Genomic DNA, 23,190 nt, shown 5'->3' with positions numbered 1-23,190 from the left:
CGTGAGCCTCTGGCGTCGGGACCGGGTCGAGGGCGGCGACGTCGCGTTCCTCGGGTTCGAGGGCGCGCCGAGCGACACCGCCGTCTTCCCGTGGCGCGAGGAGCGGGAGGCGTCGACGATCGACGAGCCGGTGCCCACCACGACGGTGCTGGCCGTCCGCCCGTGGAGCATCGAGGTCGGGCTGCTCGTGGCGCGGGTGGTCCTCGGTGTCACCGCCGTCCTCGGCGGCGCGCGCACCCTGTTCGACCTGCCCCGCGGCCACGGTGACGGCACCGCGCACACCCAGGCCCTGCTCTCCGGCTACGGCTTCGCCCCGGTCGCGGGGCTGACCACCGCGCTGGGCTGGGTGCAGCTGGTCGCGGGCGTCCTCGTCGCGGTCGGCGTGTTCGCCTCGCTCGCGGGCTCGGCGCTGCTCGCGGTCGCGCTCGTCGCCCTCGTCGTGACCCTGCCCGCCGCGTGGGCGTCCGGCACCGTCGGCCCCGCCGAGACCTCGCTGTTCGCCGTCGCGCTCGCCGCCGTGGTCGTCCTCGCCGGGCCCGGACGCATCAGCGGCGACGCCGACCGGCCGTGGCACCGCGGGCAGACCGCGGTCGGGATCACCGGGGTCGTCCTCGCGGTCGGCACCGCGCTCACGGTCCTGCTGGCCCTGCGTTCCTGACGGCGGGCGCCGGGGCACCCGCCGTCGGGAACGGGGTCCTAGAGGTCGCGCACCGCGCCGGTGGCACCTGACGTCACGAGCTTCGCGTAGGCCCGCAGCGCGGCGGTGAGGTTGCGGCCGCGGTCGGTCCGCGGCTGCCACGGACGCTCCGAGGCCTCCATCTTCGCGCGGCGCTCGGCGAGCACCTCGTCGTCGACGAGCAGCTCGATCCGGCGCTCGTCGACGTCGATGAGGATCTGGTCGCCCGGCTCGACGAGCGCGATCACGCCGCCGTGCGCCGCCTCGGGCGAGACGTGGCCGACGCTGATCCCCGAGGAGCCGCCGGAGAAGCGGCCGTCCGTGACGAGCGCGCACACCGCGCCGAGGCCCGCGCCCTTGAGGAACGCCGTCGGGTGCAGCATCTCCTGCATGCCGGGCCCGCCGGCGGGGCCCTCGTAGCGCACGACGACGACGTCGCCCGGCTGCACCTCGCGGTTGAGGATGATCGAGACGGCCTCCTCCTGGGAGTCGACCACGCGGGCCGGCCCCTGGAAGCGACGGCCGTTCTCGGGCAGCCCGGCGCTCTTGATCACGGCGCCGTCGATGGAGAGGTTGCCGGTGAGCACGGCGAGGCCGCCGTCGGCGGAGAAGGCGTGCTCGACGTCGTGGATGCAGCCCTCGCTCGCGTCGGTGTCGAGCGAGGACCACCGGTTCGTCGTCGAGAACGGCTCGACCGTGCGGACGCCGCCGGGCGCCGCGTGGAACAGCTCGACCGCCTCGGCCGAGGGGTTCGCGCCGCGGATGTCCCAGCGTCCGAGCCAGTCGTCCAGCGAGTCCGCGTGCACGGTGCGGACGTCGCGGTGCAGGAGCCCCGCGCGGTCGAGCTCGCCGAGGATGGCGGGGATGCCGCCGGCGCGGTGGACGTCCTCCATGTGGAAGGTCGAGTTCGGGCTGACCTTCGACACGCACGGCACCCGGCGGCTGACGGCGTCGATGTCGGCGAGCGTGAAGTCCAGGCCGGCCTCGTGGGCGGCGGCCAGGATGTGCAGCACCGTGTTGGTCGAGCCGCCCATCGCGACGTCGAGCGCCATCGCGTTCTCGAACGCGTGCTTGTTCGCGACGTTGCGCGGCAGCACCGACTCGTCGTCGCCCTCGTAGAACCGGCGGGCGAGCTCGACGACCGTGCGACCCGCCGTCAGGAAGAGGTCCCGGCGGGCGGCGTGCGTGGCGAGCGTGGAGCCGTTGCCGGGCAGGGAGAGGCCGAGGGCCTCGGTCAGACAGTTCATCGAGTTCGCGGTGAACATGCCGGAGCAGGACCCGCACGTCGGGCAGGCCGAGCGCTCGACCTCGGTGAGCCCGTCGTCGGTGACCTCGCTGCTCGCGGACGCCGAGATCGCGGTGATGAGGTCGGTCGGCGCCTGCGCGACACCCCCGACGACGACCGCCTTCCCGGCCTCCATCGGTCCGCCGGAGACGAAGACGGTCGGGATGTTCAGCCGCATCGCGGCGTTGAGCATGCCCGGCGTGATCTTGTCGCAGTTCGAGATGCACACCAGGGCGTCGACCGCGTGCCCCTGCACCATGTGCTCGACCGCGTCGGCGATGACCTCACGGCTCGGCAGCGAGTGCAGCATCCCGCCGTGGCCCATCGCGATGCCGTCGTCGACCGCGATGGTGTGGAACTCCCGCGCGATCCCGCCCGCCTCGCGCACCGCGCCGGCGACGAGCTCGCCCATCTCCTTGAGGTGCACGTGCCCCGGCACGAACTGCGTGTACGAGTTCGCGATCGCGACGAGCGGCTTGCCGAAGTCGTCGTCGGTCATGCCGGTGGCCCGCCACAGGGCGCGGGCGCCGGCGGCGTTGCGGCCCTGGGTGGTGACGCGGGAACGGAGCGGCGGCACGGGGGGTCCTCCAGAGACGGGTGCGGTTCCGTCCGGAGGTTACGCCGCGCATTCCCGACGTCGGGTCGGCGCGGGTCCGTCGGTCAGGCCTCCCGGCGCCGGGTCCCGTCGGCCTCGTCGGGGGTGTCCCCAGGGGTGCCCTGGGTGGTGTCCGCGGTGGTGTCTTCGGCCTGCTCGACCTGCTCCGCCTGCTCCGCCTGGCGCTCCCGCAGCTTCGCGACCCGCATCCGCGCCGCCTCCAGCTCGCGGGCGTGCTCGGCCGCGGCCTCCGCCTCGGCCGGGGTGGGCGCACTGATCCGGTGCCCCGACGCCTCGGCGACCCGCCCGAGATCGCGGATGCGCACCCCGCGCAGCTCGACCTCGGAGGCCTCGACGGGGACGGCGCGCACCCAGCCCTTCTCCGGCAGCCGCAGCCCGCTCAGGTCCGACCACGCCACCGAGCGCGACCCGAGGACGCGGTGCACGTGCAGCCCCTCGGCGTCGACGCGCGTCCGCGAGCGCACCACCCACACCCCGACGGCGACGGGGAGGAGGAACACCAGGAACCACGGGCCGCCCTGGAAGGCGATCGGCGACATGCACAGCGCGAGGAAGCCGACGGCCACCAGGGCCACGGTCGGCACCGCCCGGAAGGTCGCCGGTGCGGCCGGGGTGGTGTCCGCGGACGTCACCGTCCCGGCGGAGGTCTGCTGCTCGTCGGCCACGTCCGCGATGGTGCCAGCCGGGGCACGACCCGGCGTCGTGAAGGCCCGGCGGGTGTGACGCGGACGAGGGTCCCGGCGGTCGTCGGGCCCGTGCTAACGTCTGGCCCATGCAGCGAATTCTCGTACTCGCCGGGCGCGTCAGCGTCTGACGAGCATCGTGCTCGCCGCCTGAAGAACCTGACGCGCCTGCCCTCTCCGCCCCCGGCGGCGAGGGCTTTTTCGTGTCCTGGGCCTGACTCACCATCCACAGAGGCTGATCACCGATGACCACAGCCAGACCGCGGCCGGCGCCGCGCACCGGCGCGCCGAGCGAGCAGCAGGACTCGGCGACCCAGGCGTCGCCGTCGTCCCGCGCGGCGGCCCGCTCCGCCCGCGTCGACCCCACGCCCGCGACCGGGGCGCAGTCCCTCGTGCGGTCGCTCGAGGCCGTGGGCTGCGACGTCGTCTTCGGCATCCCGGGCGGCGCCATCCTCCCGGCCTACGACCCGCTGTACGACTCGACGATCGTGCGGCACATCCTCGTGCGCCACGAGCAGGGCGCGGGGCACGCCGCCACCGGCTACGCGCAGGCCACCGGGCGCGTCGGGGTCTGCATCGCGACGTCGGGTCCGGGCGCCACCAACCTGGTCACCCCGCTCGCCGACGCCATGCTGGACTCGGTGCCGATCGTCGCGATCACCGGCCAGGTCGGCCGCAAGATGATCGGCACGGACGCGTTCCAGGAAGCCGACATCTGCGGCATCACGCTGCCGATCACCAAGCACAACATGCTGGTCACCGACCCGGCGGACATCCCGCGGGCGATCACCGAGGCGTTCCACATCGCGGCCACCGGTCGTCCCGGCCCGGTGCTGGTCGACCTGCCCAAGGACGTGCTACAGGTGCAGACCACGTTCTCGTGGCCGGTCGACATGGCGCTGCCCGGCTACCGGCCCACCACCAAGCCGCACGGCAAGCAGATCCGTGAGGCCGCCCGGCTGATCGGCGAGGCGCAGCGTCCCGTCCTCTACGTCGGCGGCGGGGTCATCAAGGCCGGTGCCTCCGCGGAGCTCATGGAGCTCGCCCGTGAGACCGGCGCACCCGTCGTCACGACCCTGATGGCGCGCGGCGCGTTCCCGGACTCGCACCCGCAGAACCTCGGCATGCCCGGCATGCACGGCACCGTCGCGGCCGTCGCGGCGATGCAGCGCTCCGACCTGCTCATCGCGCTCGGCGCGCGGTTCGACGACCGCGTCACCGGCGACCTGTCGACGTTCGCGCCCGAGGCGCGCATCGTGCACGCCGACATCGACCCGGCCGAGATCGGCAAGAACCGGGTGGCCGACGTGCCGATCGTCGGCGACGCCCGTGAGGTGATCGGCGAGCTGACGGCGGCCCTGCGCGGGTCCGAGGCCTCGAGCCCGGACCTCACGACCTGGTGGAACCAGCTCAACTCCTGGCGGGAGACGTTCCCGCTCGGGTACGACGAGCCGGCCGACGGCACGCTCTCGCCGGAGTACGTCATCGAGCGCATCGGGAAGATCGCCGGCCCGGAGGCCATCTACGCGGCCGGCGTCGGCCAGCACCAGATGTGGGCCGCCCAGTTCATCGGCTACGAGCACCCGCGCACCTGGCTCAACTCCGGCGGCGCCGGGACGATGGGCTACGGCGTGCCCGCGGCGATGGGCGCGAAGGTCGGCCTGCCGGACACCACGGTGTGGTGCATCGACGGCGACGGCTGCTTCCAGATGACCAACCAGGAGCTCGCGACCTGCGCGATCGAGGGCATCCCGATCAAGGTCGCCGTCATCAACAACGGCAACCTCGGCATGGTCCGGCAGTGGCAGACCCTGTTCTACGGGGAGCGGTACTCGAACACCGAGCTCGGCACGCACAAGCACCGTGTGCCGGACTTCGTGATGCTCGCCGAGGCGCTGGGCTGCGAGGGCCTGCGGTGCGAGTCGCGCGACGACGTCGACCGCGTCATCAACCAGGCCATGGCGATCAACGACCGGCCCGTCGTCATCGACTTCACCGTCGGCGCCGACGCCCAGGTGTGGCCGATGGTCGCCGCCGGCACCGGCAACGACCAGATCATGGCCGCCCGCGACATCCGGCCCCTGTTCGACGACCCCGAGTCCGGGGGCGCGGACGAGGTCGTGACGAACATCGAGCGGGAGAACGAGGCCCGATGAGCACCCACACCCTGTCGGTCCTCGTCGAGGACAAGCCCGGCGTGCTGGCCCGGATCTCGGGCCTGTTCTCCCGGCGCGGCTACAACATCCAGTCGCTCGCGGTCGGCCCGACCGAGGAGCAGGGGATCTCGCGGATGACCATCTGCGTCAGCGTCGACGAGTTCCCGCTCGAGCAGGTGACGAAGCAGCTCAACAAGCTGGTCAACGTCATCAAGATCGTGGAGCTGGAGCCGGCGACCTCGGTCCAGCGCGAACTGGTCATGCTCAAGGTGCGGGCCGACGCCACCGTGCGCTCGCAGGTGCTCGAGGTGACGCAGATGTTCCGGGCCAAGGTCGTCGACGTCGCCCCCGACGCCGTGACCGTCGAGGCGACCGGCACGGCTGACAAGCTGTCGGCGTTGCGGCGGATGCTCGAGCCCTACGGCATCCGCGAGATCGTCCAGTCGGGGATGGTCGCGCTGGCCCGTGGGCCGCGCGCGATCGCCGCGAATCGTTAGTACGTCTTCAGTACGTCAGTCAGGAAGGAACCGCAGTTCCCATGAGTGTCGAGATCTTCTACGACGCCGATGCCGATCTCTCGATCATCCAGGGCCGCAAGGTCGCCGTGATCGGGTACGGCAGCCAGGGCCACGCCCACTCGCTGTCGCTGCGCGACTCGGGCGTCGACGTGCGCATCGGGCTCCCCGAGTCCTCGAAGTCGCGCGCCAAGGCCGAGGAGGAGGGGCTGCGGGTGGTCACGCCGGCCGAGGCCGCCGCCGAGGCCGACCTCATCATGATCCTGGCGCCGGACACCAAGCAGCGCACGATCTACGCCGACGACATCGCGCCGAACCTGAAGTCCGGTGACGCGATCTTCTTCGGGCACGGCTTCAACATCCGCTACGACCTGATCAAGCCGCCGTCGGACGTCGACGTCGCCATGGTCGCGCCGAAGGGCCCGGGCCACCTCGTCCGGCGTCAGTTCGTCGACGGCAAGGGCGTGCCCTGCCTGATCGCGGTGGAGCAGGACGCCTCGGGCCAGGCCCAGGCGCTGGCGCTCTCCTACGCGTCGGCCATCGGCGGTGGTCGCGCGGGCGTCATCAAGACGACGTTCACCGAGGAGACCGAGACCGACCTCTTCGGCGAGCAGGCCGTGCTCTGCGGCGGCACGTCCGCCCTGGTCCAGGCCGGGTTCGAGACCCTCGTCGAGGCCGGCTACGCCCCGGAGATCGCCTACTTCGAGTGCCTCCACGAGCTCAAGCTGATCGTGGACCTCATGTGGGAGAAGGGCATCTACGGCCAGCGCTACTCCTGCTCGGACACCGCCGAGTACGGCGACCTCACCCGGGGCCCGCGCATCATCAACTCGGCCGTCAAGGACGAGATGCGTCGCGTGCTCACCGAGATCCAGGACGGGTCCTTCGCCCGCGAGTGGATCGCCGAGGACGACAACGGCCGCCCGAACTTCACGAAGCTCGAGGACGAGGGCAAGGCCCACCAGATCGAGCAGGTCGGCGCCAAGCTGCGCGACCTGATGCCGTTCATCCCGAAGCAGGCGCTCTAGTCCCTGCCGGGGTGGCCACCGCTGGATGTCAGCGGTGGCACACGGCTGACATCCAGCGTCAGCAGCCCGCCACGGTCGTGGTGGGGCGCCGGAGTGTCAGCGGTGGCACACGGCTGACGTCCAGCGTCAGCAGCCCGCCACGGTCGACTCCGGTTGGTGTTCCTGACGACGGGTGTACCTCACTGGTACGCCCGTCGTCGTCGTTCCCGGCACGGGGACCAATGGGCCGTCCCCACCGGTACGGGGAGAGCCGGTTGTCCCCAGGGGGCACGGCGAGATCCCCACCGGGAGCGCCGGCCGTCGGACAGTCGCGCCATGCGACGAGGAACCTGGGCGGCCGATCCGGAGTACGTCCGGAGCGTGGCCGTCGACAACATCGCCCACGTGCACGAGTTGATGGGACTCGGCATCCCGGAGGGCACCATCTATCGGCGCTGCCGCACGGGTGGGCCGTGGACGTTGATGGCACCGGCGACCGTGCGGCTCGGTACCGGGACACCGACCCGGCGGGAACTCGTCCGCGCCGCGCTCGTCTACGCCGGACCGCAGGCCGTCCTCACGGGGTTGGACGCCGCGCGAGCCCACGGACTGCGCCGTGGCGAGCTCCCGGCCGCGGTCCATCTGCTCATCCCGTTCGGGGTGCGCCTGCACGCGACACCGATCGTGCGCGTCGAGCGGACGCGACGACTGCCGACGCCGCCACGGATCCGGGACGGGTTCCCGGTCGCGTCGATCGAGCGGAGTGTGCTCGACGTCGCGCGCACGATGACCGACGAATCCGACATCGCTGCGCTGCTCAGCGAGCCGGTGCAGCGGCGTCTGGTCCTCCCGGAGTCCCTCGTCGCCGAGCTGGAGGCGGGGTGCCGGAAGGGGAGTTCGACGCCGCGACGCGTCCTCCGCGCCGTGACCACGGGTGCGCGGTCGGCTGCAGAGTTCGACTTCCTCCGCTGGTGGAACGCGCAACCGCAGCTGCGTGCCCACGCCATCGTGCTCAACGTCCGGGTCAGCGCGGGCAGCGAGTTCCTGGGGATCGCGGACGGCCTGCTCCCCGACCTGGGGCTGGTCCTGCCCATCGACTCGACCGAGCACCACTTCATGACCCCGGAGCAGGTCACCGAGACGGAACGGCAGCACCGGGCCTACCGATCTGCCGGGTTGCACGTGTACGGCGTGCGGCCGATGCGGATGCGTGGTGACCCGGGTGGACTGCTGCGCGACGTGCTGGACGCCATCGCGGTCGCGGAGCAGTTGCCGACGCCCTCCGTGCTGTGGACCCCCGACCTGCCCCGACCGGCCTGATCCCGGTGCGTCGAGATGCACTGTGGCGAGCTGCTGACGCTGGACGTCCGCCGTGTGCCACCGCTGACACTGGGCCAGGGTTCGCGCTCCATGGACGTGGCGATCTGCTGACCCTGGACGTCCGCCGTGTGCCACCGCTGACACCCAGGGGACCGCACGGGAACCACGTGAGACCGGGGTGAGGTCCGGGTCACACCCTGCCCTCCCGGTCGGTGTGGCGTACGGCACGATGAGCGCCGCGCACCGTCGCCGACCCCGGGGAGAAGCATGCCGAAGCCCGTCGTCCTGATGGCCGAGAAGCTCGCCGCGTCGACGCTGGAGGTGTTCGGCGACGAGGTGGAGGTCCGCCAGGTCGACGGCACGGACCGGGCGGCCCTGCTCGAGGCCGTGGCCGACGCGGACGCGCTGCTCGTCCGCAGTGCGACACAGGTCGACGCCGAGGTGTTCGCCGCGCAGCGCCGCCTCACGGTCGTCGGGCGGGCCGGGGTCGGGCTGGACAACGTCGACGTGCCCGCCGCGACGGCGGCCGGCGTGATGGTGGTGAACGCCCCCATCAGCAACATCGTCTCGGCCGCCGAGCACGCCCTCGCCCTGCTGCTCGCGACCGCCCGGCACATCCCCGCCGCCGACGCCGCCCTGCGCCGCGGCGAGTGGGCGCGCTCGCGCTACGGCGGGGTGGAGATCCAGGGCAAGACGGTCGGCGTCATCGGGCTCGGCAAGATCGGGCAGCTGTTCGCGAGCCGCATCAAGGCGTTCGACACCCACGTCATCGCCTACGACCCGTACCTGCCCGCGAGCCGCGCCGCCCAGCTCGGGATCGAGCTCGTCGAGCTGGACGAGCTGCTCGGCCGCGCCGACATGATGACGATCCACCTGCCGAAGACCCCGGAGACGCAGGGGCTCATCGGCAAGGAGGCGCTGGCGCGGACGAAGCCCGGCGTCATCGTGATCAACGCGGCGCGCGGCGGGCTGGTCGACGAGGAGGCGCTCGCCGAGGCGATCCGCTCCGGGCACGTCGCGGGCGCGGGCGTGGACGTCTACGTCACCGAGCCGACCACGCAGAGCCCGCTCTTCGAGCTGGAGCAGGTCACGGCCACGCCGCACCTCGGCGCGAGCACGGCGGAGGCGCAGGACCGGGCGGGCACCGACGTCGCGCACTCCGTGCTGAAGGCCCTGCGCGGCGACTTCGTGCCCGACGCGGTCAACGTGCAGGGCGGCGCGGTCGGCGAGGAGGTCCGGCCGTGGCTCGGCGTCACGCAGAAGCTCGGCACGCTGCTGTCGACCCTCGTCGGGCAGCCCGACGCCATCACCGTCGAGGTCCGCGGCGAGCTCGCGCACGAGGACGTCGGGGTGCTGGAGCTCGCGGCGCTGCGCGGGGTGTTCGGCGAGGTCGTCGACGAGCCGGTCACGTTCGTCAACGCGCCGGCCCTGGCCGCCGAGCGCGGGGTGACCGTCACGGTGGAGACCGCGACGGAGAGCCCGAACCACCGCAGCGTCGTCACGCTGCGCGCGGGCCACACCACGGTCTCGGGGACGCTCACGGGGACCGACCAGGCGGAGAAGCTGGTGGAGATCAACGGGCGGTCGTTCGACCTGCGGGCCGAGGGCCACGTCCTGCTCGTCGAGTACACCGACCGGCCCGGCGCGATGGGCCTCGTCGGCACCCGGCTGGGGGAGTCCGACATCAACATCGAGGCCGCCCAGCTCTCGCAGACGCGCGATCGCGGTTCGTCGGTCATGCTGCTGCGCGTCGACCGCGCGGTCCCCGACGAGGTGCTGGCCCCGATCGGGAGCGCGCTCGACGCGCGAACCACCCGTTTGATCCCGTTCGGCTGAGGCGTCGATCGGGCACCGCGGGGACCGACACATCCCATGGAGTGATCCGGTGAGGAGTCCCACCGACACGCGCGGTAGCCTCCACCGCAGGTGAGCCCGGTCGCACCATCGAGGTCGGCCCGTCGGGGGAGGAAGGCTGGACATGCGACTCGCGGTGGTGCCCGGAGACGGGATCGGACCCGAGGTCACCAACGAGGCCCTCAAGGTCCTCTCCGAGCTGGCCCCGCAGATCGAGTCCACGCACTACGACCTCGGCGCCGCCCGCTGGCACTCCACCGGCGAGCTGCTGCCCGAGTCGGTGCTCACGGAGCTGCGCGAGCACGACGCGATCCTTCTCGGCGCCGTCGGCGACCCGTCGGTGCCGAGCGGCATCCTCGAGCGCGGGCTGCTGCTGCGTCTGCGCTTCGAGCTCGACCACCACGTCAACCTGCGCCCGGCCCGGCTCTACCCGGGCGTCCGCGGGCCGCTGTCGGCCCAGCCGGAGATCGACCTCGTCGTCGTCCGCGAGGGCACCGAGGGCCCGTACGCGGGCACCGGCGGCCTGCTCCGCAAGGACACCCCGCAGGAGATCGCGACCGAGGTCAGCATCAACACGGCCTTCGGCGTGGAGCGCGTGGTCCGCGACGCCTTCGCCCGCGCCGCGAACCGCCCGCGGCGCAAGCTGACGCTGGTGCACAAGACCAACGTCCTCACCCACGCCGGGTCGCTGTGGTCGCGCGTGGTCGAGGAGGTCTCGCTCGAGCACCCGGACGTGTCGGTCGACTACCAGCACGTCGACTCCACGACGATCCACCTGGTCACCGACCCGTCGCGCTACGACGTGATCGTCACCGACAACCTCTTCGGCGACATCCTCACCGACCTTGCGGCCGCGGTCACCGGCGGCATCGGCCTCGCGGCGTCCGGCAACCTGGACGTCTCGCGCGCCAACCCGAGCATGTTCGAGCCGGTGCACGGCAGCGCGCCCGACATCGCCGGGAAGGGCATCGCCGACCCGACGGCCGCCGTCCTCTCCGTCGCGCTGCTGCTCGACCACCTCGGCGAGCCCGAGCTGGCCCGCCGCGTCGAGGCCGCGGTCGCGTTCGACCTCGCGACCCGCGACCACCAGAACCCGGGCGGCACGAGCGCGGTCGGCGACCGGCTCGCCGCCCTCGTCTCCAGCGCCGCCGGTACCCGCAGCCTCGCCTGAGCCCATGGGACGCTGGTCCCTCGACGACCTCCTCGCCCTGCTCTGGGGCGCAGGAGGTCTCGTCGTCTCCGGGTACTTCCTCCATCTCGCGTTCGGGCCGGGGAGCCTCGGCGAGCCGTGGCCGCTGCTCGGCCTGGCCGTCGTCGCCCTCGTCGGGTTCTCGATCGTCGCCGTCCGCCACCGGCGCGCCGCGAACGCGGCCCGCGCGGCGCGGGAGTCCGGTCCGGTCGGCGGCTGGCGGCCCGCCCCGGTCGTTCCCGACGTCGGGTCGGTGCCGGTCCCGGCGGAGCGCCCGGCCCCGCCCGACCTCTCGCCCGAGGGACGCGCGGAGCTCGCCCGCGTCGTCGGCATCCTCGACCGCGCCGGGCTGTTCCGGCCCCGCACCCCGCGTCCGGTCGACCTGATGGAGGCCGTCGCCGACGCGGGGGAGCCGGTGACGGCGTCCAGCGTGCTCTCGGCGTCGTGGGAGGGCGGGTACTACCACCCGGACTTCGAGCCGGACGCCCACCTCGCGGCCCTCGCCTTCCACGAGTCCCACGTCGAGCAGCTCGAGGACGACCTCCGCGAGCAGGTCGCCGACCTCGCCCGGCTCACCGGCACCCCGATCAGGGTCGAGCACCTCGCGGTCTCCGGGCGGCGGACCGAGCTGACCCTGGCCCTCGTCGGGAAGGACCTCCCTCTGAGCTGGGCGAGCCACCCGAAGTACCTCTCGACGGTGCTGCACGTCGCCGTGGCACGGGCGTTGCCCGAGGTCCGGCTGGCGTGGACGTGGTCGGACCAGGGCGCGTGGCTGGCCGTGCCGCGGACCGACCTGCGGGCCCTGAACGCCGAGCTCGGGCGCGCCGGGGAGTGGACGCTCGTGGCCGACGAGGAGCCGGTGGCGGCCGGAGAGGTGGTCCCGCGCGGCGACTAGGGTGGTCGCCGTGCGTCTCGCCCGGATCGCCCACGCCGACGGTGTCTCCTTCGCCGCCCTCCAGTCGCCCACCGCCGCCGGTGGCAGCCCGGAGGGCGGGGACGTCTGCGCGGAGATCGCGGAGCACCCGTTCGGCGACCCGACCTTCACCGGCCGCACCTGGCCGCTCGCGGACGTCCGGCTGCTCGCGCCGATCCTGCCGTCGAAGGTCGTCTGCATCGGCAAGAACTACGCCGAGCACGTCGCGGAGATGGGCGGAGGTGACGCGCCCGCGAACCCGCTGATCTTCATGAAGCCCTCGACGAGCGTGATCGGGCCGGGCCTGCCGATCCTGCGGCCCGCGGACTCCGAGCGCGTGGACTACGAGGGCGAGCTCGCCGTCGTGATCGGGCAGCCGTGCCGCGACGTGCCCGAGGCGCGGGCGATGGACGTGGTGCTGGGCTACACCGTCGCGAACGACGTCACGGCCCGCGACCTGCAGTCCGCCGACGGGCAGTGGACCCGAGCCAAGGGCTATGACACCTTCTGCCCGCTCGGCCCGTGGATCGAGACGCAGCTCGACCCGTCCGACCTCGCGATCTCGACGACGCTCGACGGCGCCACGGTGCAGTCCTCGCGGACGAGCATGCTCATCCACGGCATCGAGAAGCAGATCGCCTACATCTCGCGGGTCATGACCCTGCTGCCCGGCGACACGATCCTCACCGGCACCCCCGCGGGCGTCGGCCCGATGGTCGACGGGCAGACGGTGTCGGTCACCGTCGAGGGCATCGGCACGCTGACGAACCCGGTCCGGGATCGCTGATGGCGCGCAAGCGCGGTGGTGCGAGCGCCGAGTCCACCTCGCAGGACTGGGTGGCGACGCTCGCCGACGAGGTCGTCGCAGCGCAGAAGGAGATCGAGGGGGCCGAGCCGGGTCGCACGATCATCTGTGCCTCCGGCCTGAGCCCGTCCGGCCCGATCCACCTCGGCAACCTGCGCGAGGTCCTCACCCCGCACCTGGTCGCCGACGAGATCCGCCGCCGCGGCATCCCCTGCGAGCACGTCATCTCGTGGGACGACTTCGACCGCTACCGCCGCGTGCCGAAGGGCGTCGAGGGCATCGACGACTCCTGGGCCGAGCACATCGGCAAGCCGCTGACCGCCGTCCCCGCCCCGCGCGGCAGCGAGCACCCGAACTGGGCCGAGCACTTCAAGGCGCCGATGATCGCGGCGCTCGAGGAGCTCGGGGTGCCGTTCCGCGGCATCTCGCAGACGCAGATGTACACCTCCGGCGCGTACGTGACGCAGACGCTGCTCGCGATGCGCGAGCGCTCGCGGATCGACGCGGTCCTCGGCCGGTTCCGGACGAAGAAGACGGTCATCGCGGACGAGGACGAGGGTCCCGACGACGAGGCGGTCGGCTCGGCCACGGGCGAGTACTTCCCCTACAAGCCGTTCTGCTCGGCGTGCGGCAAGGACGACACGACGATCGTCGCCTACGACGACGACTCCACCGAGATGACCTTCACCTGCGCCTGCGGGTCGTCGGAGACGGTGCTGCTCTCCGAGTTCACCCGTGGCAAGCTCGTGTGGAAGGTCGACTGGCCCATGCGCTGGGCCTTCGAGGGCGTCGACTTCGAGCCGAGCGGGGTGGACCACTCGTCTCCCGGCTCGTCGTACGAGGTCGGCGGCCTGCTCGTCTCCGAGATCTTCGGCGGGCGGCAGCCGATCGGCCCGATGTACGCCTTCGTCGGCATCTCGGGGCAGGCGAAGATGTCGTCGTCGAAGGGCGGCGTGCCGACGCCGTCGTCGGCGCTCGAGGTCTTCGAGGCGCCGCTGCTGCGCTGGCTCTACGCCCGTCGGCGGCCCAACCAGGCGATCAAGGTCGCGTTCGACGCCGAGCTCTCCCGGCTCTACGACGAGTGGGACGCGCTCGCGCGCAAGGTCGCGGGCGGCACGGCCCCGCCGATCGAGGCGCTGGGGCACGCGCGGTCGGTGGCGACGGCGGAGCGGTCGCTGCCGCAGACCCCGCAGCCGGTCTCGTTCCGCACCCTCACCTCGGTCGTCGACGTGACCACCGGCGACCCGCAGCAGCTGAGCCGCATCCTCACCGGACTGGTGTCGAGCGACCCGGAGGAGCCGGTCACCCTCGACGACCTGCGGCCGCGGCTCGACCGCGCGGAGGCGTGGGTCGAGCACTACATGCCCGAGGAGTCGCACACGCGGCTGCTCGCGGCCCCGGACGCCGAGCTGCTGTCGTCGCTGGACGGGACCGACCGGGAGTCGCTGCGCCTGCTGCTCGACGGCCTGGAGCAGGACTGGTCGCTCGAGGGCCTCACGACGCTGGTCTACGGCGTGCCCAAGCAGCAGGCCGGCCTGCCGCTGGACACGAAGCCTGCCGACTCGGACATGGCCGACGAGCTGAAGGCCGCGCAGCGGCGCTTCTTCGTGCTGCTCTACCGGGCGCTCGTCGGGTCGGAGACCGGGCCGCGGCTGCCGACGCTGCTGCTCGCGGCCGGCCCGGAGAAGGTCCGCTCCCTGCTCACAGCGTGAGTTCGTGCTCGCCGTACCGGTGGGACTCCTCGCGCGGGTGGCCGATCATCACGGTCCGGTGGGGCCGGTCGGACAGCGCCTCGGCGATCACACGGGCGGACGTGCCCTCGAGGTAGGGCTCGACCATCGTGACCGTGGGGACCGGTCCGACCGCCGCGCGCAGCCCGTCGGCGTCGAAGGGGCGCACCGTCGAGGTGTAGAGGACGGTCGCGCCGCGGAAGCGGTCGGCGGCGAGCACGCGGTCGAGGGTCGGACCGACGGCGACGACGACGTCGTCCCGCGAGCCCTCCCGGATCGTCTGCAGGCCGTCACCGTGGTGCGGGGCGGCGTTGGCCTCGCTCGACAGTCGGACATAGACCCGATCGGTGCCGCAGATGGAGCCGTGCACGAGGCGGTAGGCCTCCTCCGGGTGCCCGGGCACGTGGATCGTCCAGCCCGGGAGGGTGTCGACGACCGCGACGTCCTCGGGTGCCTCGTGGGTCCGGCCGATCCCCGGCTGGTCGTAGGACGCGCCGATCGAGACCAGCACCGCCCCGACGTCCTGGTGGCCGAGGTCGAGCTTCAGCGACTCGTAGGGGCGTTCGACGAGGAACGGGGCGTACGAGTGCACCACCGGACGCAGCCCCGTGAGGGCGAGCCCGCCCGCCACGCCCAGCATCAGCTGCTCGCGGATGCCGACGTTGACGACGTGCCCGGGGTGGCGGCGGGCCAGGTCCGGGACCGGGTCGGCGCCGGCGGAGATGTCGGCGAGGACGAGGACGGTGCGGTCGTCGGTGTCGATCGCGTCGGCGGTGGCGCGGAGGAACGCCTCGCGCATGGTGGCCGGGGCCAGGCTCGTCGTCATCGCGTTCACTCCTTCTCCTCGACAACGGCGATCACGGCGAGCGGCCGGTCGTCGTGCGCGGCGGTCAGGGCGGTCTCGAGGACGTCCTGGTCACGACCGTCGACGGTGATCGCGCGCCAGCCCTCGACGAGGAACAGCTCGGCCAGCTCGCCGCGGTGGGTGGCCGACGCGTTGTCGACGACCACCGCCGTCAGGGTCGCCATCCCGGAACGGCCGGCGTAGGCGATGGCCTCGTGGTTGGAGCCCTCGTCGAGCTCGGCGTCGCCGACCAGGACGAACACCCGCGGCGTCGTCAGGTTCCGCAGCCGCAGGCCGAGCGCGGTCCCGACGGCGAGCGGGAGGCCGTGCCCGAGCGACCCGGAGCCGATCTCGACGCCGGGCACCAGGACGCGGTCGGGGTGCAACCCGAGGCGCGAGCCGGGCCCGGCCCACGTCGCGAGCTCGGCCTCGTCGAGGAAGCCGTGGGCGGCGAGCACGGCGTAGTAGGCCATGGGGCCGTGGCCCTTGGACAGCAGGAACCGATCGCGCACCGGGTCGTCGGGGTGGGCCGGGTCGACGTGCAGCACGCGGTCGTAGAGCACCTGCAGGACGTCGAGGGTCGAGGTCGCCGCGGCCGAGTGCTTCTCGTCGCCGGTCATGAGCGACATCAGCCGGTGCAGCTCGGCCGGGTCGGTGGGAGGTCGCACGGTGGTCATGGCGACGACCCTGCGACCTCGACGACGGTTGAGGTCAAGGTGTGGCTCCGCCGTGTGAGCACGTTCCGTCGCCAGGGCGACGGAAAGTGCTCTCCCGGGCTCTGCCCACCTACCGGAACAGGCCCCCGAGCGCCCCGCCGACGCCGGCCTCCTGGCCGCTGCCCTGGCCGGCCATCATGTCGAGCGGCACCTCCTCGCACGGCTGCACGATGACGAAGCCGCGGCCGCCGAAGGCCATCGTGTACGCCTCGCCGGTGGTGCGGCCCATGAGCGTGCGCAACCCGAACTGCTCGGCGCGGTGCACGCCGACCTGCAGTCCCGCGGACCAGGCGATCGCCGCCTGCGGGTCCGCGTAGGTCGGGGCGTCGACGTCGAGGACCACGGGCGTGCCCTTGCACGTGATGGCGAGACGGCCCTGACCACGGAAGACGCAGTTGAACAGGCCCGCGCCGCCCATCGACCCGGCACCCGAGACCATCTGGATGTCATAGGACAGGGACGAGTCGAACGCGAGGACGTTCTTGCCGTTGATCGTGAGGGCGTCGTTCGGGCCCTCGAGGTCGATGAGGTGCACGTCCGAGGCGGCGTTGGCGAGGAACACGTCGCCGCGCCCGCTCACCTTCATCAACGGCACGCCCTCGCCGGTGAGCTTCTGCTTGAGGAAGTTGCCGATCCCGCCGGAGCCCTTGGCCTCGAACCGCACGTCGCCCTGGTAGGCCACCATCGAGCCCTGCCGGGCCATGGCCTCCCCGTTGAGCTCGATCTTGAGCATCTTCGAGTTCTGCAGGCGCAGCCCCGGCTGGGCCGACTCCTGCTCCTGGTTCTCGGGGGCGAAGAGGTTGCTGCGCACGGCCGTCTCCTGGTCACTCGGGGTGAGGTGCTGCCCGGTGTCCGGGCGAGATCATCCTCGCGGCGGACACGCACGGTCAACGAGGGGGACAACCCCCAGAGTTCCCCGGGCAACCCCTCGCGCACGTCTCGGGGTCGCCCCCCGGGGACAGCCCGAGGAACGCGTCCGTGATCAGGACTTCGGGAGCGTGTCGCGTCAGAGCTTGCGCGTGTCGCACCCGAAGTCGTGATCACGGTCCGCGGGGCGGCGCCGAGGGACCCGGCCCCTCAGCGCGGCGAGGCGTAGACGATGACGTTGTCCTCGTAGGAGCGCACGGTGCGGTCGAACGGGCCGCCGCAGGTGATCAGCCGCAGCGACGGACCCGCCGTCGGGCCGTAGACCGCCTGGGTGGGGAAGGTGTCCTTGTCGACCGTCTCCACCCGATCCACCGCGAACCGCGCCACGGTGCCGTCGCTGCGCGGGACGTCGATCGGGTCGCCCGGCTTCAGGTCCTTCAGGTTCCAGAACACCCCCGGCCCGCGCCACGAGTCGACGTGGCCGACCAGCACGGCCGGGCCCGTGTCCCCGGGTGTCGAGCCGAACCAGCCGACGTCGTGCGGGGTGGCCGGCGCCTGCAGTTCGCCGTCCCGGTCGAGACCGAGCGCCCCGATCTCGGGCGCGTCGATGTTCGCGCCCGGCACCACGAGGCCCGACGGCCGCACCGGGCTGGTCGGGGCTCCCCACACCGGAAGGTCCGGAGCGGCCGGGGCCGTGAGGGCGGCGCCGTCGGCGAACGAGGTCGCCATCCCGCCGAAGCCGGCCGGCACGCCGCCCTTCGGCGTCGGCCGCGCGGGCGTTCCCGACGACGGGGCGGTGCCGGCGGGCGGGGCCGGGGTGGTCGTCGGGGCGGGGGTCGTGGTCGTCGGAGCCGGGGTGGTGGTCGGTGCCGGGGTGGTGCTGGTCGGGGTGCTGGGCTGCGCGGGGGCGGCGGGTGCCTGGGGCGCGGCCGGTGCCGGCGCGGGGGTTTGTGGTGCAGCCGGAGCCTGCGGCGCAGCCGGAGCCTGCGGCGCAGCCGGAGCCTGCGGTGCAGCCGGTGCCGGGGCGGGCGCCTGCGGTGCGGCCGGAGCCGGGGCGGCCGGGGCCTGCGGAGCGGCGGGCTGTGCTGCGGCAGCCGGGGCGAAGAGGTCCGCGGCGTCGGGGACGGCGGTGACGGTCAGGGCACCCTGCGCGTCGCGCGAGACGACGACGGTGTTCACCGACGTGCTCGAGACCGGGAGGGTCGCGGTGGCCGTGCGACCCGACGTCGTCGTGACGTCCATCGTCCAGGTCCGCGAGTCGACCTCGGCGTAGGGCGAGCTCGCGCCGTAGAAGACGTTGCTCGCGATCGGCCCGCCGCCCTGGGCGGTGACGCTCAGCGGGCCGACGCCGGCCGCGGCGGAGACGACTCGGACGTACGCCTTGCCGGGCGCGGCGAGCTGGGTGCCGTCGGAGAGGACCTCGGCCTGCGGGGTGCCGTCGGGCCCGACGTCGACGAACGCCGCGGTCTGGGCGGTCCGCGCCCCGACCTCGACGTTGGCGGTCAGCGCGGGCGCGGACGTCGGGGCGGCACCGGCGGGGCGGGCCGACAGCGTGTAGGTGCCGGGGCCGGCGGTGAGGTAGTTCGACAGCGTCCGGTAGGTGACGTCCGAGGCCACCTTCGTCTCGGGCAGCCCCGGCCCGCTGACGTACATGTCGACCGCGCCCGTCGAGGGGGAGAGGTGGGCGACGCGCAGCACGCCCTCGTTCCCGGTCGGCGGCGCCGTGAGCTGCGCGGGCAGGAGCGGGGTGGTGAACGCCGCGGGCACGACCGTGAGCGGGACCCACGACGACGGCGGCGGCGGGTTGAGCGCCGCGACGAGCGGGGAGACGGTCCGGATCGGCAGGGTCGGCGCGGCGAGGGCGGCCGGCGGGACCGCGACCGGGCCGACGGACGCGGCGCCGACCGAGACCGCGGGCAGCTGGGCGCCGGAGGACGAGACCGATGTCGACCCGACACCGACCGACGGCAGCGACACCGGACCGGCCTGGGTGGAGCCCACCGCCACCGCGGGCAGTCGGGCGCCGGAGGACGAGACCGACGTCGACCCGACACCGACCGACGGCAGCGAGACCGGACCGGCCTGCGTGGAACTCGCCGACACCGACGGCAGCGCCACCCCGGAGGACGACGCCTCGGTGCCGCCGACGCCGAGCGACGGGGTGGAGAGGGGGCCGACCGAGGTCGAGGGCACGGTGACCGCGGGGAGCTGCAGGGTCGGGCTCTGCGAGGCCGGAGGCGTGACCGTCAGCGGGCGCAGCACGCGACCGGTCGAGGAGGACTGCTCCGACGACGAGGACCGCTCCGACGACGACCGCTCCGACGACGACGACCGCTCCGACGACGACGACCGCTCCGACGAGGAGGACCGCTCCGACGACGACGACGACCGCTCCGACGACGACGACCGCTCCGAGGACGAGGACTCGTCGGAGTCGGACGACTCCGACGACGACTCCGACGACGACGAGCTCCCGGTCAGCTCCCGCACGAGCCCGGACAACCCACCGGAGCCGCCCGACCCGCCGTCGCCGGAGCCCGAGGAGTCCTCGTCGGCGACGGTCAGCACCGGACCCGAGGCGAGCACGGTGGGCGGCGGCGCCTGCGAGCACACGGCCACGCCGATGCCGAGGGTGGACACCACCGCCAGTGCGGTCGCCGTGCTCGCCGCCTTCATCCGTCACTCCCGAGGTCACTGGTCCGAACAGGTGTCACTCATTCGGGGAAACGACCTCGATCGGTTCGCGTGACGCCGATCGGACGGGTGACGCGGGCGACGTCGCGCGCCGGACGGTCGGGGCGGGCACGATCACGGTCATGGTCGAGACCCGGGCCCTCCCGTTGGACGGCATCCTCGTCGTGTCCTGCGAACAGGCCGTGGCGGCCCCCCTGGCGACGCGCCACCTCGCGGACCTCGGGGCCCGCGTGATCAAGGTCGAACGTCCCGGACGCGGCGACTTCGCGCGCGACTACGACACGACGGTGAACGGCCTCTCCAGTCACTTCGTGTGGCTCAACCGGTCCAAGGAGTCGGTCACCGCCGACCTCAAGGACGCCGACCAGCTCGCCCGCGTGCAGGAGCTGATCGCACAGGCCGACGTGTTCGTGCAGAACTTCGCGCCGGGTGCCGCGGAGCGGCTCGGCCTCGGCGCCGAGGACCTGCGGCGCGACCACCCGGAGCTGATCCACTGCAGCATCTCGGGCTACGGCTCGTCGGGGCCCTACCGCGACGCCAAGGCCTACGACGCGCTGATCCAGGCCGAGACGGGGCTCGTCTCCGTCACCGGCACCGAGGAGTTCCCGGCCAAGGCGGGCATCCCGGCCGCCGACATCGGCGCCGGGATGTACGCGTTCTCCGGCATCCTCAGCGCGCTCTACGACCGCGAGCGCACGGGTGAGGGCACCACCTTCGAGGTCAGCCTGTTCGACGCGCTGAGCGAGTGGATGGGCTTCCCCCTGCACTACGCCTACGGCAGCGGGAAGGCCCCCGTCCGGGCGGGGACGAGCCACGCCGCGATCGCGCCGTACGGCTCGTTCGCCGCCGGTGACGGGCAGGAGGTGGTGCTGTCGATCCAGAACGACCGGGAGTGGCGGCGCTTCTGCGAGGTCGTGCTCGGCGACGCCGCCGTCGCGGACGACCCGCGCTTCGTCACGAACTCCGACCGGATCGAGAACCGCCCGGCCCTGCACGAGGCGATCGACGCGGTCCTGCGCGACCTCACCGGCGACCAGCTGGTCGCGCGCCTGGAGGAGGCCGGGATCGCCAACGCCCGGCGCCGCACGCTCGACCAGGTGCTGACCCACCCGCAGCACGAGGAGCGCGGCCGGTTCGTCGAGGTCGGCACCCCCACCGGCCCCATCCGCACGCTGCTCCCGCCCATCACGTTCCTCGACGGTCGGCAGCCGCGCATGGACCCGGTGCCCGACGTCGGGCCGCAGGTCTGACCGCTCGTTCCCGACGACGGGTCCTGCCGCGGCCGCCGCGCCGCGACCGCGGGAGGACCCCGACGTCGGCGAAGGGTCAGTCGACGTTCTCCTCGACGTCGATGCCCAGGGGCCGGGTGAGGCCCCACACCAGGAAGATCGCGGCCACGACGAGCAGGCCGATCCCGGTCCAGAGGTTGATCGAGAGGCCCGCGGCCCGGGCGAGCTGCTCGGGCCCGTCGAGCAGGCCGCGGATCACCAGGACGATCCCGTAGGCGCCCATCAGGGCGCCGATGACATAGCGCAGGTCGAACAGTCGCTGCATGCGGCTGCCGGTCTCGACCGTGGTCTGGGGCCGACCGGGCTGCACCGGTTCGCTCATGATGACTCCCGGCTCAGGCGAAGACGATGTTGAGGACGACGGTCAGGGCGAGCGCGAGGCCGCCCAGCAGCACCGGCTTGCGGTACCAGACGCGCTCCTTGGGCTGGCGCAGCGTCGGGACCACGCCGTCGGCGCCGGGCACGCCGTAGACGATGCCCGCGAGACGCTCCGGCTCGGGCTTCGCGGTGGCCAGCGAGACCACCACGGTGACCACGACGTCGACGACGAACGCGGCGCCGGCCTGGTAGAAGCTCGTCGCGATGCCGGACCCGAAGTCGACCACGCCCGCCTCGGCGAGGACGAAGACGGCCGTGCCGGCGAGGACCCCGGTGAGCAGGCCGGTGAACCCACCCCAGCCGCTGGTGCGCTTCCAGAACATGCCGAGGATGAAGGTCGCGAAGATCGGGGCGTTGAAGATTCCGAACAGCGACTGCAGGTAGGTCATGATGTTGTTGAAGTCGGCCGCGAGCAGCGCGGTGAAGATCGCGATGACGACGCCGACGGCCGTGACCACCCGGCCGGCGTTGAGGTAGTACCGGTCGCTGCGACCCTTCGCGAGGTACGGCTGGAGCAGGTCGTAGGTGACCACCGTGTTCAACGAGGACACGTTCGCCGCCACGCCCGCCATGAACGAGGCGAACAGGCCGGTGAGCGCGATGCCGAGGACACCCTCGGGGAGCAGCTGGCCGATGAGCGCCGGGATCGCGTCGTTGTACTCGAGGCCGCCGGCGGCGTCGTTGCCGAAGTTCGGGATCGCGACGAGCGCGACGAGGCCCGGGATGATCGTGACGGCCGGGATCAGGATCTTCGGGAACGCCGCGATGAGGGGCGTGCGCTGGGAGGCGCTCCGGTCCTTCGCCGAGAGCGCACGCTGGATCTCGGCGAAGTTCGTCGTCCAGTAGCCGAACGACAGGACGAAGCCCAGGCCGAGGACGATCGAGATCCAGTTCGCGCCGATCGGGTTCGTGACGTCGCCGATCCCCGTGCCCTGCCAGGCGTGCAGGCCGCCCTCACCGAGAGCGGACGCGGTCACCTTGTCGGCCAGCGCGGAGAAGCCGCCGACGTGGCGGACGGCGACGATCGCGAGCGGGATCAGGCCGGCGAGGATGACGAAGAACTGCAGCACCTCGCCGTAGATCGCCGAGCCGAGACCGCCGAAGCCGATGTAGACGAGCACCACGGCGGCCGAGACGACGATGCCGAGGAACTCCGGCCACCCGAGCAGCGCGTTCAGCACGATCGCGAGGGCGTAGAGGTTGACGCCCGCGATCAGCACCGAGGCGACCGCGAAGACGATCGCGTTGAGGACGTGGGTGTAGTTGCCGAACCGCAGCTTGAGGAACTCCGGCACCGACCGGACCTTGGAGCGGTAGTAGAAGGGCATCATCACGATGCCCAGGAAGACCATCGCCGGGACGGCGCCGATCCAGTAGTAGTGCACGGTCGCGACGCCGTACTCGGCGCCGTTGGCGGCCATGCCGATGATCTCGGTGGCGCCCAGGTTGGCGGCGACGAAGGCCAGGCCGGTGACCCAGGCGGGCAGCGAGCGGCCGGCGAGCAGGAAGTCGGCGCTGGTACCGACGGCGCGGCGTGCGACCACGCCGATGCCCAGCACGACGACGAAGTACAGGGCCAGGAGGGTGTAGTCCAACCATCCCGGGTTCAGGCGCAGCATGCGCGACCTCTCGGCGGTCCGGGGGTTCCGTGAA

19 protein-coding genes are annotated in these 23,190 nt (G+C 72.8%); 11 read left to right on the top strand and 8 right to left on the bottom strand.

The features are described 5' to 3' along the window. Position 1: 1 nt before the first annotated feature. Positions 2-658 (top strand): DoxX family membrane protein, encoded by a 657-nt coding sequence (locus LN037_RS24670; RefSeq protein WP_230758409.1) that lies wholly within the window; start codon positions 2-4, stop codon positions 656-658. A 38-nt stretch (positions 659-696) separates the two neighbouring features. Here the strand turns inward: LN037_RS24670 and ilvD are convergent, their stop codons facing one another. Continuing rightward, the gene (gene ilvD, locus LN037_RS24665; RefSeq protein WP_230758408.1) at positions 697-2,538 is read right to left on the bottom strand and encodes a dihydroxy-acid dehydratase; all 1,842 of its coding nucleotides are present in this window, start codon (positions 2,536-2,538) and stop codon (positions 697-699) included. A gap of 83 nt (positions 2,539-2,621) precedes the next feature. After that, positions 2,622-3,242 carry a PH domain-containing protein gene (locus LN037_RS24660; protein ID WP_230758407.1) on the bottom strand — a complete coding sequence of 207 codons (621 nt, stop codon included), beginning with the start codon at positions 3,240-3,242 and terminating at the stop codon, positions 2,622-2,624. Between the two features lie 263 nt (positions 3,243-3,505). Here LN037_RS24660 and LN037_RS24655 point away from each other — a divergent pair, with 263 nt between their 5' ends. The 9 genes from LN037_RS24655 to lysS all read left to right on the top strand — a co-directional run bounded on the left by LN037_RS24655 (position 3,506) and on the right by lysS (position 14,731). Then, a complete protein-coding gene (locus LN037_RS24655; RefSeq protein WP_230758406.1) occupies positions 3,506-5,416 on the top strand; it encodes an acetolactate synthase large subunit in 1,911 nt (636 codons plus the stop codon). Further along, a complete protein-coding gene (ilvN, locus tag LN037_RS24650) occupies positions 5,413-5,913 on the top strand; it encodes an acetolactate synthase small subunit (protein ID WP_018334921.1) in 501 nt (166 codons plus the stop codon). The genes LN037_RS24655 and ilvN overlap by 4 nt, the downstream gene beginning before the upstream one ends. A gap of 41 nt (positions 5,914-5,954) precedes the next feature. Further along, positions 5,955-6,959: a ketol-acid reductoisomerase gene (gene ilvC / locus LN037_RS24645; RefSeq protein ID WP_230758405.1), complete on the top strand. Its 1,005-nt coding sequence runs from the start codon at positions 5,955-5,957 to the stop codon at positions 6,957-6,959. Positions 6,960-7,274: 315 nt separating this feature from the next. Further along, on the top strand, positions 7,275-8,258 hold the full coding sequence (locus LN037_RS24640; RefSeq protein WP_230758403.1) for a hypothetical protein: 984 nt from the start codon (positions 7,275-7,277) through the stop codon (positions 8,256-8,258). 267 nt (positions 8,259-8,525) lie between these two features. After that, on the top strand, positions 8,526-10,094 hold the full coding sequence (gene serA, locus LN037_RS24635) for a phosphoglycerate dehydrogenase (RefSeq protein ID WP_230758399.1): 1,569 nt from the start codon (positions 8,526-8,528) through the stop codon (positions 10,092-10,094). Between the two features lie 142 nt (positions 10,095-10,236). Then, complete coding sequence (locus LN037_RS24630) at positions 10,237-11,283, top strand: 3-isopropylmalate dehydrogenase (protein ID WP_230758396.1); 1,047 nt, start codon at positions 10,237-10,239, stop codon at positions 11,281-11,283. A gap of 4 nt (positions 11,284-11,287) precedes the next feature. After that, positions 11,288-12,196: a hypothetical protein gene (locus LN037_RS24625; protein WP_230758394.1), complete on the top strand. Its 909-nt coding sequence runs from the start codon at positions 11,288-11,290 to the stop codon at positions 12,194-12,196. Positions 12,197-12,206: 10 nt separating this feature from the next. Beyond that, the gene (locus LN037_RS24620; RefSeq protein ID WP_230758392.1) at positions 12,207-13,001 is read left to right on the top strand and encodes a fumarylacetoacetate hydrolase family protein; all 795 of its coding nucleotides are present in this window, start codon (positions 12,207-12,209) and stop codon (positions 12,999-13,001) included. Continuing rightward, positions 13,001-14,731: a lysine--tRNA ligase gene (gene lysS, locus LN037_RS24615; RefSeq protein WP_230758390.1), complete on the top strand. Its 1,731-nt coding sequence runs from the start codon at positions 13,001-13,003 to the stop codon at positions 14,729-14,731. The genes LN037_RS24620 and lysS overlap by 1 nt, the downstream gene beginning before the upstream one ends. Here the strand turns inward: lysS and LN037_RS24610 are convergent. From LN037_RS24610 to LN037_RS33860, 4 genes are all read right to left on the bottom strand, one after another. Then, positions 14,721-15,575: a transketolase family protein gene (locus LN037_RS24610; RefSeq protein ID WP_230758388.1), complete on the bottom strand. Its 855-nt coding sequence runs from the start codon at positions 15,573-15,575 to the stop codon at positions 14,721-14,723. The two genes, lysS and LN037_RS24610, sit on opposite strands and share 11 nt — an antisense overlap. 5 nt (positions 15,576-15,580) lie before the next feature. Then, positions 15,581-16,270 (bottom strand): thiamine pyrophosphate-binding protein, encoded by a 690-nt coding sequence (locus LN037_RS24605; RefSeq protein WP_230758385.1) that lies wholly within the window; start codon positions 16,268-16,270, stop codon positions 15,581-15,583. 109 nt (positions 16,271-16,379) lie between these two features. Next, positions 16,380-17,120 (bottom strand): AIM24 family protein, encoded by a 741-nt coding sequence (locus tag LN037_RS24600; RefSeq protein ID WP_230758382.1) that lies wholly within the window; start codon positions 17,118-17,120, stop codon positions 16,380-16,382. Between the two features lie 266 nt (positions 17,121-17,386). Further along, a complete protein-coding gene (locus tag LN037_RS33860; protein ID WP_308286185.1) occupies positions 17,387-19,852 on the bottom strand; it encodes a class F sortase in 2,466 nt (821 codons plus the stop codon). A gap of 140 nt (positions 19,853-19,992) precedes the next feature. On the opposite strand from LN037_RS33860, the gene LN037_RS24585 reads away from it, so the two are divergent. Then, positions 19,993-21,120, top strand: a complete 1,128-nt coding sequence (locus tag LN037_RS24585; protein WP_230758377.1) for a CaiB/BaiF CoA transferase family protein — start codon at positions 19,993-19,995, stop codon at positions 21,118-21,120. A 76-nt stretch (positions 21,121-21,196) separates the two neighbouring features. Here the strand turns inward: LN037_RS24585 and LN037_RS24580 are convergent, their stop codons facing one another. Next, complete coding sequence (locus LN037_RS24580; RefSeq protein WP_230758376.1) at positions 21,197-21,481, bottom strand: hypothetical protein; 285 nt, start codon at positions 21,479-21,481, stop codon at positions 21,197-21,199. Positions 21,482-21,494: 13 nt separating this feature from the next. Further along, positions 21,495-23,156, bottom strand: a complete 1,662-nt coding sequence (locus tag LN037_RS24575) for a sodium:solute symporter family protein (protein WP_230758375.1) — start codon at positions 23,154-23,156, stop codon at positions 21,495-21,497. Positions 23,157-23,190: the final 34 nt, after the last annotated feature.

Source organism: Actinomycetospora soli, from assembly GCF_021026295.1.
In the GTDB taxonomy this organism is placed as follows: domain Bacteria; phylum Actinomycetota; class Actinomycetes; order Mycobacteriales; family Pseudonocardiaceae; genus Actinomycetospora; species Actinomycetospora soli.
This window is presented reverse-complemented; position numbering and strand designations above follow the sequence as displayed.

Excerpts from the sequence above, each read along its gene's own strand:
- LN037_RS24630 (WP_230758396.1), top strand. The coding sequence starts at position 10,237 with ATGCGACTCGCGGTGGTGCCCGGAGACGGGATCGGACCCGAGGTCACC.
- lysS (WP_230758390.1), top strand. The coding sequence starts at position 13,001 with ATGGCGCGCAAGCGCGGTGGTGCGAGCGCCGAGTCCACCTCGCAGGAC.
- ilvC (WP_230758405.1), top strand. The coding sequence starts at position 5,955 with ATGAGTGTCGAGATCTTCTACGACGCCGATGCCGATCTCTCGATCATC.
- LN037_RS24605 (WP_230758385.1), bottom strand. The coding sequence starts at position 16,270 with ATGACCACCGTGCGACCTCCCACCGACCCGGCCGAGCTGCACCGGCTG.
- LN037_RS24580 (WP_230758376.1), bottom strand. The coding sequence starts at position 21,481 with ATGAGCGAACCGGTGCAGCCCGGTCGGCCCCAGACCACGGTCGAGACC.
- serA (WP_230758399.1), top strand. The coding sequence starts at position 8,526 with ATGCCGAAGCCCGTCGTCCTGATGGCCGAGAAGCTCGCCGCGTCGACG.
- LN037_RS24575 (WP_230758375.1), bottom strand. The coding sequence starts at position 23,156 with ATGCTGCGCCTGAACCCGGGATGGTTGGACTACACCCTCCTGGCCCTG.
- ilvN (WP_018334921.1), top strand. The coding sequence starts at position 5,413 with ATGAGCACCCACACCCTGTCGGTCCTCGTCGAGGACAAGCCCGGCGTG.
- LN037_RS24610 (WP_230758388.1), bottom strand. The coding sequence starts at position 15,575 with ATGACGACGAGCCTGGCCCCGGCCACCATGCGCGAGGCGTTCCTCCGC.
- LN037_RS33860 (WP_308286185.1), bottom strand. The coding sequence starts at position 19,852 with ATGAAGGCGGCGAGCACGGCGACCGCACTGGCGGTGGTGTCCACCCTC.
- LN037_RS24625 (WP_230758394.1), top strand. The coding sequence starts at position 11,288 with ATGGGACGCTGGTCCCTCGACGACCTCCTCGCCCTGCTCTGGGGCGCA.
- LN037_RS24655 (WP_230758406.1), top strand. The coding sequence starts at position 3,506 with ATGACCACAGCCAGACCGCGGCCGGCGCCGCGCACCGGCGCGCCGAGC.
- LN037_RS24640 (WP_230758403.1), top strand. The coding sequence starts at position 7,275 with ATGCGACGAGGAACCTGGGCGGCCGATCCGGAGTACGTCCGGAGCGTG.
- LN037_RS24585 (WP_230758377.1), top strand. The coding sequence starts at position 19,993 with ATGGTCGAGACCCGGGCCCTCCCGTTGGACGGCATCCTCGTCGTGTCC.